This is a genomic window from Flavobacteriales bacterium, assembly GCA_016704485.1.
In the GTDB taxonomy this organism is placed as follows: Bacteria; Bacteroidota; Bacteroidia; order Flavobacteriales_F; family PHOS-HE28; genus PHOS-HE28.
On sequence record JADJAA010000001.1, the window covers coordinates 783257 to 796003 of the forward strand.

Sequence of the window (12747 nt, forward strand, 5' to 3'; positions counted from 1 at the left end):
TTTAATGGGACGTTCCGTTGTGCATTTGATGATGCTGTTCTGTTGTATCCTGCTCTTGGGTACAGTTGGCATTGCGCAACCATCCGCAGCATCTTCCTTGAACCGCATACAGACGTTGGTACACGGAACGGTTTCGCCGCAGCACGCCCACCAAGCCGCCATGATCCTGCGCGCACGACCCGGAGTGGTCCTATGCAGAGTTGATCATAACACACATAACATTCTACTGCATGTGGATCCTGCATGCACCATCACCTTGGCGGATATGAACCAGTTACTTGCACCGGTAGCGATGTCCGTTTCCTGCTTCATTCGCACTCCCTCCATTACCGCTCCGTTCAAACACCTCGACCCTGCACAATGTGGGGAAGCCCCTATTCGCAGATGAGGGCATCGGTGATACGCACCCTCGCTATTCTGTGTGCTTTGGCACCGGCCAGCGTGGTGTACGGGCAATGCACCAACTACACCATTACCGTTGGCGGTGGGTTCTATGACTATGAGATCGATTGGGAGCTGGTGAATGATCTGGGTGTGGTGGTCGCTACCGGGTTGGCGCCTACTACCATAACCACGTGCCAACCGGACGGGTGCTATCAATTCAACCTCTACGACACGTTCGGTGATGGTTGGAATGGTGCGACCTATACCGTGGCCGTTACCGCAACGGGTGTGGTGGTCGGCACAGGCACCTTGGGCAACGGGAGTTTCGGTACCATGCAGGTCTCCTTGGGTGGCGGTTGTTCCAGCGGAAATTGCGATCAGTACACGATGGTGGTCACTGCAGGGTTGTATCCCACAGAGATCAGTTGGAATCTGATCAACGGAGCGAATACCGTAGCGTCGGGTTTTGCACCCACAACGCTTTCGTTGTGTTTGGATACGGGTTGCATAACACTGCAAATGTTCGATGATTTCGGTGACGGCTGGGATGGCGCAACATGGACCCTGAACGACGACCTTGGCAATCCCGTACAGACCGGGCAGTTGTCCACGGGCGCTTTTGGGCAGTCCACTTTTCCGTTAGGTGTGCCGGCTACCAATTGCACGAATTCGGGCCCTGTTACCGCTAGTGATTGTCCGGATGCGGTGAACATCTGCACCAATGTCAGTTTCGCAATAGACCCGAATGGTATCGGTACCATGAATGAGATCCCACCACTCGGTTCCTATGGCAATCCGCTCCTTACGTGGGGTGATGGAACACTCAGTCCTTGGGGTTCCGACAATGAAGGATGTTTGCAGAACAATGAACTGAACAGTACGTGGATGGTGGTGAACATTTCACAAGGTGGTCTGCTGGAATTCACGTTCGGTGGGTTGGGTACGCAAGCAGGTTTTTATGATTGGATCATGTACCCCTATTCGGCCGGTACGTGCAGCGATATTCCTGCGAACGCACAAGCACCGGTGACCTGTAATTGGAATTGGGTCAGCTTCGGTGGAACAGGATTGGCTTCCACGGTTCCCGGCGGAGGCGATCCAGGGAATTACGAACCTCCGTTGGCCGTGCAGACCGGCGAGCAATACCTTATCTGCTTCAGTAACTGGAGTTCCGTTTCTACGGTTGTGCCACTGCAGTTCGGTGGCACGGCGGTGGTCAGTTGCGAGCCGGTGGTTCTTCCGATCGAACTGCTTTCATTCGAGACAATGACCATAACCGATGGCGTCGAATTGAATTGGGTAACGGCCTCGGAAATGAACACTTCGCATTTCGTTGTGCAACGCTCCGCGGACCTTATCGATTGGCAACCCATAGGCGAGCTCGGTGCGGCAGGTTCTTCATTTACGACGTTGGATTACCGCTTCATGGATACCGATCCGAAGGACGGCGTGAACTATTACCGCTTGCGCATGGTGGACCTTGACGGCACGGAAGAGTTCACTCCAATAGCACAAGCAACATGGGGAGCAAAGGAGCTGTTCGCGTACCCGAACCCGAACGATGGCACATTCCGCGTGCATGGAGTTGGTGGCACATTCGAGGTGATCGACGCCACCGGAAGATCGGTGCACAGCTTGGTCCTGAATCCCGGTTCTGCTGACCCGATCATGCACTTGAATGCACCGGGTATTTACACGCTGGTGAACTCGGACGGATCAACTAACGCTACTACGCGGATAGTGGTGTTTGAATAGGAGTGGTGGGGTGTGGTGTGAACCGTTGGTGTTGCAAGGTCCACTGTGAGAAAGCCCTCATCGGTCCAGATCTATTGTTAGCGAGACCCAACGTAAAAAAATGTATGTTGCATTATTACGGACAGTGTTCTTGGTACAACTTCAAACCAGATCCATTTGAACAATAAGTAACGGTATTGGGAAATTGGTGCGGTCTTTCTTACGGCAATGGGCAAGTTCGTGTTCATGGACTTTCTAGATCTTAAGTTCCTCTTTATTTCCGTGATCATACTTGCTTGGACAGTTTACGTGGTCCGTGAAGCACGCACTGATCCACCGCGCCTGAAAGCTTGGGGATACAGAACGGACAATCTCCGTGCATCGATCAAAACGTTGCTGCCTTTTGCGTTGGTTTCGCTTGTTGCTTGCATTGGCATTGGTGCGTACAACGGCACGCTGAACGTATCATGACACATCCTGCCCATATTGATCCTGTATCCGATATGGGGCATCATCCAACAATTCCTTTTGATCTCGTTGGTCGCAGGAAATCTTCACGACATGCGCCCCCCGAACTTAACGAACTGGCAAATAATTGTGCTTACCGCTACCCTCTTCTCGCTGGTACATTATCCTTTTGTGTGGCTCATGATCCCCACGTTCGTACTTGCACTTGTTTACGGGTATCTGTTCCTTAAAGAAAGGAACATCTATGTACTTGGGTTCTTCCACGGCTGGCTCGGCGCCATTTGCTTTTACACCATAGTGGATCGGGACCCGTTCGTGGAGATCTTTCTTCGTTGAACCCGTACAGGATCTCCGCCAGAAAACCATGCGCTTCCGATGCACTAGGATCAACGAATAAAGTTGCAGTGACTTCCGCCTACTCCTTTACGAATGAAGCAATGCTTGATCCCTCACGGTGGATCATACGCAGCAGATAATGTCCAGGCGAAAGTTCATTGACATCCACTTTGTTCTGACCGTGGATCCAATTAACGATCCTGACCATACGGCCTGTATGATCAACGATCTCCAATGCAATGACATTGAGTTCGGCCTTGATAGTAAATTCGTTCGTAACTGGGTTCGGAAATAGTGAAATACGTTGGGTGCTTTCAATATCCTGTGTACCGGTGAATGTGGGGCACAATTCAACCCTCTCGGATCCCTCTCCAACTACGGTGTTCGGTATTCTTACCGCACCGAATGAGCCGACCGACACCAATGGAGCGGACAATGCAAATGCTGGTATTTCTACTATGATCGGCGGGGTCTTTGGCAGGCAGGTAGTAGATCCATCGGCATCGGTCCGTAAGTGGAGCATCCCTTGCACTGTCGGTTCAACGATCTCACCACCAACGGCAAAGCCACCATTATTGGTGATCACCACCTGATTGTAATTCTTATAGGTCTCTGCATAGGTGTATTGCCAGACCAGTTCTCCACTTGCATCAGTTCTCACTAACCAGGCATGTAGATCGGTATCGCCGGAAAAAACGAAACCACCATCTGCAAGTTCCCGAACAGAATACGCTTTGTTGCTGCAATTCTGTTTGTAATACATGTTGGACCACATGAGATCACCATCGGAACTCAAGCGGAGCAGACAGGCCGCTACACCGACTCTTCCGGCTACAATGAAACCCCCATCGCTGGTCGAAGCGCATGAGAATGCATCGGCAAGGAGCGTATCCGTAGTCTTACTCCAAACGACAATACCGTTGTCATCGATGCGGATCAGCATCATTCCATTGATCAACGGCGATGTCAAGCCCATTGTACCCGAAATGAGATAACCACCACCTGATGCAGGACAGATCCAACTCGCGCCATTGCCCGATCCCGTATCATAGGTATTAGTCCAAAGTGTATCGCCACTAGCATCGATGCGGATGACGTAAGCACTCGCTCCCGTGCTAGGGTCGCTGGTCGTTACAGCGGTCCCAGCAATAATGGCACCACCATCACTGGTAAGCACCATCGCCGAACCATCATCATCGTATGGCCCGCCATAGGTCCGGGACCATAGGACATTGCCTGTTGTATTGGTCTTCACTACGTAGACATCTCTGCCCAAAGCTCCAAAGCTCTCTGTTGAGCCGACCATCATGGATCCACCGTCATTCGTCTCTTCAACTGCTGCACAATAGTCACGCTCCGATCCGCCAAAGGTTCTCGACCATTGAACTTCTCCGTTCGCGTTCGTCCGCACCAGATACATGTCACCCGTAACACTGTGGGTCCAATTAATTCCAGCAAGAACGAACCCACCATCCGCAGTATTCGCTATTGCACGCCCATTCGCATCTTCGATGGAATTCTTGAAGGTCTGGGAGTGGGAAAGGACACCGTTAAGCAAGACTGCGCTAATAAAAGTAAGTGAACGGTTCATATGCAATTCTACTAAAGTTCGACCAGTGCGATCTGGTCCGGTGACACAAGGACATATCATACAATTGGGCCTATGGTCCCTTTAGAGACGTGTAAAATACTTTAGGTTGCCGCTATTCGCAGCGCATTTTTTAATGTTCAATGATCCGGGTATTCGCTTCGAACGAGAAATCCCAACAAGCTGAAAGCGCTCAGCCTGTTATTGACGCTGTCAGAGTTCCCGAATTCGAAGAACTTTGAATGATCGGGGAGTTTCTTCTACGGTCCCGTCCGGAAATTAGAAACCACAGATCATTTATGGGCTTTGCAGCGGGGCGTAACAGAGGAATATTATTTTAGGCATGCCTCTTGCAAGGAGTCTGGTATGCAGCTCTTGAAAACCATCAGTCGGTTCCTCTCCAACAAGGAGGAGAACACCCATAAGGAGGTTGGTGAATTCGATCAGTCTCCTGTCATTCACCGCGATGCCTACATCGCTCGTCGGGACCGCCTTTCACAATGGCTGGATGAACAACGTGATGTTTCCCGCAGGCCATTCTTCGTTCCTACGGGAGACGCTGAGGTGCGACCCGCTACCGTGGACATTAAGAGAAAGTAGGTACGCTCATGATAGCGGATAACACCTATTAACGTGCTAGCACGAATTCAATTCACCGGACCTGCTTACCTTCGCCGCGGATGTACCGCTGGCTTGTCATAGTTCTCCTTGGCTCCTACGTCTGCTCGATCACTGAATTGCATCAGTTGATCAAGCTACCCGGTCTTATTGCCCATTACGTTGAACATGCACAGGAAGACGCGGATGAGACGATCCTCTGTTTCTTGGCCGATCATTATTTGAGCGGCTCGCATAAACACACGGACAGTGGACATGGAAGCGAACTTCCGTTCCAAGGTGATCACGACTGCACTTCGCACACGGTGCAGATCGCTGTTCCGATGCCGCCGAACACACCTGTTTTCACTTGCTCTGTAAGCATTCCCGATCCACCTGTGATCGATGACATGTCGTACTCCTTTCTGTTAAGCGACGACGTGTGGCAACCGCCAAAAGCGTAGTTGATATTCGCCCGGATGTGTCCGGGCAAAGTCGTTGACCCCGTTTCCCCGTATTTCCGTGGGGGATGATCCCGATCCAAACGTCCAATAGCGGTCTACCCTGCCATCCCGGCCTAGAGCCGGGAGGGTCGACGTTACAGGAGCCATATTCCATTTCGCATTTCAATGATCGATCGCATAATAACATTCAGTGTACGCAATAAACTGATCACCGGTCTGCTGCTCTTGGCCCTTATCGGCTGGGGTGCTTATTCCGTGAGCCGATTACCCATCGACGCACTGCCCGATGTCACCAATAACCAAGTGCTGGTGAATACCATTGCGCCCAACCTTGCCACGCAAGAGGTGGAGAAATTCATCACCTTCCCCTTGGAACAGGCCTTCAAGAACCTGCCGGATGTAGTGGAACTACGCAGCGTTTCGCGCAGCGGCCTTTCGGTGATCACCGTAGTGTTCAAGGATGCCTTGGACCCGAACCTTGCACGGCAATGGGTAGGCGAACGCATTCTACAGGTGCAGGCCAACATACCACCGGGTTATGGCACACCGGAGATCGCACCGCCAACGACGGGTACGGGCGAGATCTACCAATACACACTGGCCGTGGACAGTGCACACAAGGATAAGTACGACCTGATCGAACTACGCACCTTGCAGGACTGGGTGGTGCGCCAGCACTTGCTCGGCGTGCCCGGCGTGATCGATGTGAGCAGCTTCGGCGGTCTGTTGAAACAGTATGAAGTAAGCGTGGATGCACGGCGTTTGGCAGGAGCGAAACTTTCATTGTTGGATGTGTTCGCCGCCTTGCAGAACAACAACAGCAACACCGGCGGTAGCTACATCGAGAAAGGACCGAACATCTACTTCATCCGCGGCGAAGGATTAGTGACCTCGCTGAAGGACATGGAGAACATCGTGGTGAGTTCACGTGGCGGCAGTCCGGTGCGGATCCGCGATGTGGCCGAAGTGCGCTTTGGGCACGCGGTGCGCTACGGTGCACTTACCCGCAATGGCGAGGGAGAAGCAGTAGGTGGTGTTGTACTGATGCTGAAAGGAGCGAACGCCTTGGCGACCGTTACCGCTGTGAAGGAACGCATGGTCGATGTACAGCACAGTCTACCGGAAGGCGTACACATTGATGCATTCGTGGATCGCGCGAAATTGGTGAACAAGACCATCGGTACCGTAGAGCACAACTTGCTGATGGGTGCGTTGATCGTGATCGGTGTGCTGATCCTCTTGCTCGGCAATTGGAGAGCCGGATTGATCGTTGCTACGGTGATCCCCTTGGCGTTGCTCTTCGCGATCTCATGCATGGTGGTGGCCGGGCAAAGTGCGAACCTGATGAGCATGGGTGCGCTGGATTTCGGATTGATCGTGGACGGTGCCGTGATCGTGGTGGAAGGAATGATGTTCGCCTTGCACCAACGCTTCGGAGGTCAACGACTTTCGCGCGAGTGCATGGATGATGAAACGATCACCAGTGCGGGCAGCATCATGAAGAGCGCCGTGTTCGGGCAGGTCATCATCCTGATCGTGTACGTTCCCATTTTCGCGCTGATCGGTGTGGAAGGAAAGATGTTCCGGCCGATGGCGTTCACGGTGAGTTTCGCGATCATCGGTGCACTGATCCTTAGTCTTACCTATGTGCCTTGGGCAACGTCGATCTTCCTAAGCAAGGACATTCCTAAAGGGGAAAGCTGGAGCGAACGCATGATCCACCGGTTGCAGAACTGGTACGCGCCGAAGTTGCGTTTCCTGTTGCATCATCACCGCATGGTGCTCGGCAGTGCGCTGCTGTTGTTCCTTGTGGCCATGGTCGCTTTCGATCGCTTGGGAGGTGAGTTCATTCCGGAATTGGACGAGGGGGATTTCGCTACCAACGTCGTGATCCGGCAGGGCAGCAATCTGAGCGAGAGCATTCAGGTAAGTAATGAACTGGCACGGATACTTATGAAGAACTTCCCCGAGGTGAAAGAGGTGGTGGGCAAGATCGGATCCAGCGAAATACCTACGGATCCCATGCCGATCGAAAGCCAGGACCTCTTGATCGTGATGAAGGACAAGGACCAGTGGGTAACCACCAAGGACCGTGAACACATGGCCGATCTGATGAGCGAAAAAATGAACGTGATACCCGGTTTGAACTTGAGCTTTGAACAACCCATCCAAATGCGGTTCAACGAGTTGATCGCCGGTGTTAAAAGCGATATCGCCGTGAAGATCTATGGAGATGATCTGGATCAATTGTTCAAGAGCGGGAATGAAGTGGCCGCGCTGATCGGCACCATCGACGGTGCCACGGATATCAAGGTAGAACAGGTGGTAGGTATGCCTCAATTGGTGGTGAACTATGATCGCGAACGCGTAGCGCAGTACGGTCTCAACATCGCCGATCTCAACCGTGTGCTCAATACCGCGCTGGCCGGTGGACATGCAGGTGTGGTGTATGAAGGGGAACGTCGTTTCGACCTTGTGGTACGCTTGGCGGATATGCGCGATGCGGATGCCGACAAGGTGAAAAGCATATTGGTTCCATTGCCCAATGGTGCGCAGATGCCGCTTGGCCAGTTGGCCGAGATCGGTTTCCAAAGTGCCCCTGCGCAAGTGAGCCGCGAGAACGGCGCACGGCGCATCGTCGTGGAGACCAACGTGCGCGGTCGCGATATCCAAAGTGTAGCCAAGGACATCCAGAAAGCGATCGATGCGAAGTTGAAATTACCGACGGGTTACTTCGTGGAATACGGCGGAACGTTCAAGAACCTGGAACAAGCAAGTGCGCGGTTGATGCTCACCGTGCCGCTTGCCTTGGCATTGATCTTCATTCTCCTGTTCTTCGCATTCGGTTCGGTGAAGCAAGCGCTGATCATCTTCAGTGCAGTGCCACTCGCAGCAGTCGGTGGCGTATTCGCACTTTCGATCCGCTCACTTGATTTCAGTATCAGTGCAGGCATCGGATTCATCGCACTCTTCGGTGTAGCGGTGTTGAACGGCATTGTACTGATCAGCTACTTCGATCAGTTGGAGCGATCCCGTGACGCAGCATTGGATGACGGATCCGGCATAACGGATGATGAAAAGGCTGAACGCATTACTGAACGTGTGATCAGCGGAACGCTCGCGCGGCTGCGTCCAGTACTCGCGACAGCGGCAGTGGCATCGCTCGGTTTTCTACCGATGGCATTAAGCAACAGTGAGGGCAGTGAAGTACAACGTCCCTTGGCCACCGTGGTGATCGGCGGTCTGATCAGTTCCACGCTGCTGACGCTCGTTGTATTGCCGGTGCTCTATCATCTTGTGTATACCCGCAGGCGCAAACGGTCATCCGGTACGTCAGCGACCGTCGTACCCGCATTGTTGCTCCTGCTCTTCGTTGGAACAAGTGCCCAAGCGCAAGTGCTTCCGCTGGACAGCGCAGTGAGCCGCGCGTTGCGAACGCATCCTACAATTACCGCAGCCGAGTTGAATGTTCAACAGCAGGAGGTCCTGCGCAGAACAGCGTTCCAGCTCAACCCGATCAATGCGCAATACCAGCACGGGCAGATCAATAGCGGGTATGCGCGCGACTTCAATCTGCAGGCCACTACCGGGATCGATTTCCCTACGGTGATCGCGCAACGTGCGGCCTACCTGAAAGAAAGTTTACGCTTGGCGGAAGCGGATCAGTTGACCACACGGAGCGTGGTGAAGGAGAGTGCAGGCGGTGCCTATTTGCAATGGACCATGGCCGCAGAGCAGATCGCATTGCTGAAACGCTTGGACACCATCTATTCACGACTTGCAACCTATGCCGACCGCAAGTTCGAAGTAGGACAGACGGGCAGATTGGAGAAGGTGAGTGCGCAAAGCAGTGCTGACCAGATAGCCATTGAATTGCGCAGGGCGGAAGGCGATCTTGCAGTCTACCAAGCCGAACTGGAACGCTGGACCGGTGGATTGAACGGCGCACTACCGGACACGAATTCGATGACCCTTCTTGCGCACGCACCGGATCCCGATGTTGGCATGGATCCCGTTCTACTGCAAGAACAACAGCGTGTCGCACTCGCAGAGAAAGCCTGGAAATTGGAACGCAGTCAGTGGGCACCCAGCTTGCAAGGTGGCGGATTCTACCAGAGCCTGGATGGTCTTTCACCCTTCAGCGGATACCTGATCGGTGCATCGATGCCACTACCCGGCAGCGGACAAGGAGTGCGCACAAAAGCTGCGCGCTTGCGCAGCGAGATCGCACAACAACAGTTCGAGGATGTCCGTCGCACCCGCAGTACGGAGCTGATACGAACGCGCACACGGCTGGTGCAATTGCGCGAGAACCTTGCGTACTACGAAGGCACCGGAACTGCACTGGCATCAACACTTCGCGGCGATGCCGAACGCGCATATCTCAACGGCGATGTCGGTTACATGGAATTCATACAAGGGGTCGATCGCTCCTACCGCATCGATAGCGAACACTTGCGCACACGATTCGAGCTCGCGCTTACACTGCTTCATTTAAAGAGTTTACTAGGCCAATAATTACGTGACCAATGAATAAGGGAATCAAGAATTCAACAAGGAACATGCGCTACCTCCTCCCCATCGCGCTGATATTACTGCTCGGTGCATGCAGAAGCGAACCCACCACGACCGCTGCACCAGAAGCAACGATGGATCATGCCACGGATCACGGCCCGGAGGTAGTGCTCACTGCAGATCAAGTGAAAGCGATCGGCTTGGTAACAGGAACAATGGAACAACGCGGATTGAAGTCGTCCTTGAAAGCGAACGGGCATCTTGCACTACCTCCGGACCAGAATGCGCAAGTGAGCATACTGATCGGCGGTCTGGTAAGGTCGGTGCTGGTGGAAGAAGGACAGCATGTGGAGAAAGGCACCCTGCTCGCCACCTTGGAGAGCTTGGAGCATCTGCAATTGCAACAGGACTATCTGGTAACGGTATCCGATCTGGACGTATTCGATGCGGACCTTACGCGTCAACAGGATCTACAGACCGATCGCATCAATGCAACAAAAACAGTGGAACGCGCACAGGCCGATGCAAGCAGCGCACGTGCGCGCAAAGCAGGGTTGGCCGCCAAGCTGCGGCTCTTCGGAACGGATCCCGCGCGACTGACACCGGAGAACATGAGTGCGGCCTATTCCGTGCGTGCACCCATCACCGGTAACCTGAAACGCATCAACGTCAACCTCGGCCAATTCGCAGAACCCAACAAACCACTCTTCGAGATCGTGGACACGCGCCGGTTGCACATCGACCTGAATGTGTTCGAGCAGGATGTGGCCAAGGTGAAGATCGGTCAGCAGGTCGTCTTCGGACATGCAGGGGAACCGGTGGGCCAACATACCGCCGTTGTCTTCGCGATCAACAAAGCATTCGAGACGGATCAACAAGCCGTGTTGGTGCATGCACGCTTGGATGATACCGGTGAGGAATTGTTGCCGGGCATGTACATCGAAGCACTGATCAGGATCGACAGCACACAGGCATGGAGCCTACCGAACGATGCCGTGGTGAGCAATGGCGATGAACATTACATCTTTGTTGAGGAAGGAACAGGGGCGGCCTCTGAGGCTGGCACCGGCACGTTCCGGCAAGTGTCGGTGCGCATTGGTGCAAGTGAGTTAGGCTACACGGAAGTGAAACCATTGACCGCTTTGGAGCCGGATGCGCGGATCGTGATCAAGGGTGCGTACTACCTGCTGAGCGAACTAACAAAAGGTTCGGGGGAACACGGGCATTGATGGGCTCACTTCCAAACCAGCACCACCAACCCAGCGACCATCAACGAACCGCCGAGCGCCAAACGCCATGTGAGCGGTTCCTTCAGGATCCACACGGAGAGCAGGATGGTGATCACAATGCTGGCCTTATCGATCGTGGAGACCAACGCTACACTCCCCTCTTTCATAGCGCGGTAATAGAAGAGCCACGATAGGAATGTTGTAACGCCGGAGAGGCACAGGAACAACAGGTCATTGCGTGTGAGCAATTTCAATTCCGTTACCTGCCGGAACGCGAGTGAATTGATCCACACCAACGCAAAGATCAGCGTGGTGCGCACCGCGAGCGCCACATCGCCGCTCACGTTCTTCATGCCGAGCTTGGCGATCACCGCTGTAATACCAGCGAAGACCATGGAGATCAACGCAAAGAGCACAGAGCGTTCCATCGTGCTCTGATCAGAACAACGGCCGTACCGGTTCGTTGTCCAGCACTTTCGCGATCTTTTCCATCACCGCGGTGGTCAACTTGTCCTGCGCTTCCACAGCACCAAGGTTCTCTTTGAGCTGTGCTTCCTTGCTTGCGCCAAGGATCACCGTGCTAACGTTCGGGTTCTTCAAACACCACGCAAGCGACATTACAGGAAGTGAGAGATCCAGCTTTTCGGCGATCACTTTCAGCTTATCCACTTTCTTCAAGCGCGCTTCGGTCAGCTCGCGTTCACGCAACCAATCCAACCCTTCCATGGTGAGGCGGGTTCCTTTGCTCGCTTTGGTGTCACGGTGTTTTCCGCTGAGTATGCCGCTCGCCAACGGACTCCAGATCGTTGTGCCTAGTCCAACGGTCTTGTAAACTTGGCTGAATTCCACTTCCACTTTATCGCGGTGGAACATGTTGTATTGCGGTTGCTCCATGATCGGTCCGATCAAATGGTTCTGCTTGGCGAACATATGCGCTTCCATGATCTCCTGCGCACTCCATTCACTGGTTCCCCAATACAGGATCTTGCCTGCCATGATCAGTTGGTGCATGGTCCACACGGTCTCTTCGATCGGTGTGTTCTTGTCCAGCCGATGACAGAAGAAGAGGTCGATGTATTCCACTTGCAATCGCTTGAGCGCATCGTTACACCCTTCAACAACATGCTTGCGGTGCAACCCGACCTGTGTCGGCAATTTGCCACCCGCACCAAAGAACACCTTGCTGCTCACGATCCACGAATCGCGGCTCCACTTCATCTTCTTCAACACTTTGCCCATGACGCGCTCACTTTCTCCGCGTGCGTAGATCTCTGCATTGTCGAAGAAGTTGATGCCACCATCGTAGGCGACCTTCATCAACTTTTCTGCAACGGGATCGGTGATCTGCTTACCGAACGTGAGCCAAGAGCCCAATGAAACTTCTGATACTTGGAGGCCGGATGTGCCTAGTCTGCGGTAGCGCATGGTGTTC

The 12747-nt window shown here is 53.5% G+C and carries 11 protein-coding genes; 8 read left to right on the forward strand and 3 right to left on the reverse strand.

Going from position 1 to position 12747, the window contains the following annotated elements; genetic code table 11:
- Nucleotides 1-4 precede the first annotated feature (4 nt).
- The 4 genes from IPF95_03375 to IPF95_03390 all read left to right on the forward strand — a co-directional run bounded on the left by IPF95_03375 (nucleotide 5) and on the right by IPF95_03390 (nucleotide 2922).
- Nucleotides 5-388: a hypothetical protein gene (locus IPF95_03375; GenBank protein ID MBK6473734.1), complete on the forward strand. Its 384-nt coding sequence runs from the start codon at nucleotides 5-7 to the stop codon at nucleotides 386-388.
- Complete coding sequence (locus IPF95_03380) at nucleotides 385-2139, forward strand: T9SS type A sorting domain-containing protein (GenBank protein MBK6473735.1); 1755 nt, start codon at nucleotides 385-387, stop codon at nucleotides 2137-2139. The genes IPF95_03375 and IPF95_03380 overlap by 4 nt, the downstream gene beginning before the upstream one ends.
- Before the next feature lie 207 nt (nucleotides 2140-2346).
- Nucleotides 2347-2589, forward strand: coding sequence for a hypothetical protein (locus IPF95_03385; GenBank protein MBK6473736.1), 243 nt, complete (start codon nucleotides 2347-2349; stop codon nucleotides 2587-2589).
- A 90-nt stretch (nucleotides 2590-2679) separates the two neighbouring features.
- Nucleotides 2680-2922: a CPBP family intramembrane metalloprotease gene (locus tag IPF95_03390; GenBank protein ID MBK6473737.1), complete on the forward strand. Its 243-nt coding sequence runs from the start codon at nucleotides 2680-2682 to the stop codon at nucleotides 2920-2922.
- Nucleotides 2923-3001: 79 nt separating this feature from the next.
- Here IPF95_03390 and IPF95_03395 read toward each other — a convergent pair whose 3' ends face one another.
- Entirely contained in the window at nucleotides 3002-4513 is a 1512-nt protein-coding gene (locus IPF95_03395) for a T9SS type A sorting domain-containing protein (protein ID MBK6473738.1), read from the reverse strand.
- 363 nt (nucleotides 4514-4876) lie between these two features.
- On the opposite strand from IPF95_03395, the gene IPF95_03400 reads away from it, so the two are divergent.
- The 4 genes from IPF95_03400 (at nucleotide 4877) to IPF95_03415 (ending at nucleotide 11315) form a co-directional block, all read left to right on the forward strand.
- Complete coding sequence (locus IPF95_03400; protein MBK6473739.1) at nucleotides 4877-5110, forward strand: hypothetical protein; 234 nt, start codon at nucleotides 4877-4879, stop codon at nucleotides 5108-5110.
- An 80-nt stretch (nucleotides 5111-5190) separates the two neighbouring features.
- The gene (locus tag IPF95_03405; protein ID MBK6473740.1) at nucleotides 5191-5571 is read left to right on the forward strand and encodes a hypothetical protein; all 381 of its coding nucleotides are present in this window, start codon (nucleotides 5191-5193) and stop codon (nucleotides 5569-5571) included.
- A gap of 165 nt (nucleotides 5572-5736) precedes the next feature.
- Entirely contained in the window at nucleotides 5737-10089 is a 4353-nt protein-coding gene (locus IPF95_03410; GenBank protein ID MBK6473741.1) for a CusA/CzcA family heavy metal efflux RND transporter, read from the forward strand.
- A 44-nt stretch (nucleotides 10090-10133) separates the two neighbouring features.
- Complete coding sequence (locus IPF95_03415) at nucleotides 10134-11315, forward strand: efflux RND transporter periplasmic adaptor subunit (GenBank protein ID MBK6473742.1); 1182 nt, start codon at nucleotides 10134-10136, stop codon at nucleotides 11313-11315.
- A gap of 5 nt (nucleotides 11316-11320) precedes the next feature.
- On the opposite strand, the gene IPF95_03420 is transcribed toward IPF95_03415, so the two are convergent.
- Nucleotides 11321-11743: an EamA family transporter gene (locus IPF95_03420; GenBank protein MBK6473743.1), complete on the reverse strand. Its 423-nt coding sequence runs from the start codon at nucleotides 11741-11743 to the stop codon at nucleotides 11321-11323.
- A gap of 10 nt (nucleotides 11744-11753) precedes the next feature.
- Nucleotides 11754-12740: an aldo/keto reductase gene (locus IPF95_03425; GenBank protein ID MBK6473744.1), complete on the reverse strand. Its 987-nt coding sequence runs from the start codon at nucleotides 12738-12740 to the stop codon at nucleotides 11754-11756.
- Nucleotides 12741-12747: the final 7 nt, after the last annotated feature.

Bases quoted from the DNA above. Each gene is read 5' to 3' on its own strand.
- IPF95_03375 (MBK6473734.1), top strand. From the start codon at position 5: ATGGGACGTTCCGTTGTGCATTTGATGATGCTGTTCTGTTGTATCCTG.
- IPF95_03380 (MBK6473735.1), top strand. From the start codon at position 385: ATGAGGGCATCGGTGATACGCACCCTCGCTATTCTGTGTGCTTTGGCA.
- IPF95_03385 (MBK6473736.1), top strand. From the start codon at position 2,347: ATGGGCAAGTTCGTGTTCATGGACTTTCTAGATCTTAAGTTCCTCTTT.
- IPF95_03390 (MBK6473737.1), top strand. From the start codon at position 2,680: ATGCGCCCCCCGAACTTAACGAACTGGCAAATAATTGTGCTTACCGCT.
- IPF95_03395 (MBK6473738.1), bottom strand. From the start codon at position 4,513: ATGAACCGTTCACTTACTTTTATTAGCGCAGTCTTGCTTAACGGTGTC.
- IPF95_03400 (MBK6473739.1), top strand. From the start codon at position 4,877: ATGCAGCTCTTGAAAACCATCAGTCGGTTCCTCTCCAACAAGGAGGAG.
- IPF95_03405 (MBK6473740.1), top strand. From the start codon at position 5,191: ATGTACCGCTGGCTTGTCATAGTTCTCCTTGGCTCCTACGTCTGCTCG.
- IPF95_03410 (MBK6473741.1), top strand. From the start codon at position 5,737: ATGATCGATCGCATAATAACATTCAGTGTACGCAATAAACTGATCACC.
- IPF95_03415 (MBK6473742.1), top strand. From the start codon at position 10,134: ATGCGCTACCTCCTCCCCATCGCGCTGATATTACTGCTCGGTGCATGC.
- IPF95_03420 (MBK6473743.1), bottom strand. From the start codon at position 11,743: ATGGAACGCTCTGTGCTCTTTGCGTTGATCTCCATGGTCTTCGCTGGT.
- IPF95_03425 (MBK6473744.1), bottom strand. From the start codon at position 12,740: ATGCGCTACCGCAGACTAGGCACATCCGGCCTCCAAGTATCAGAAGTT.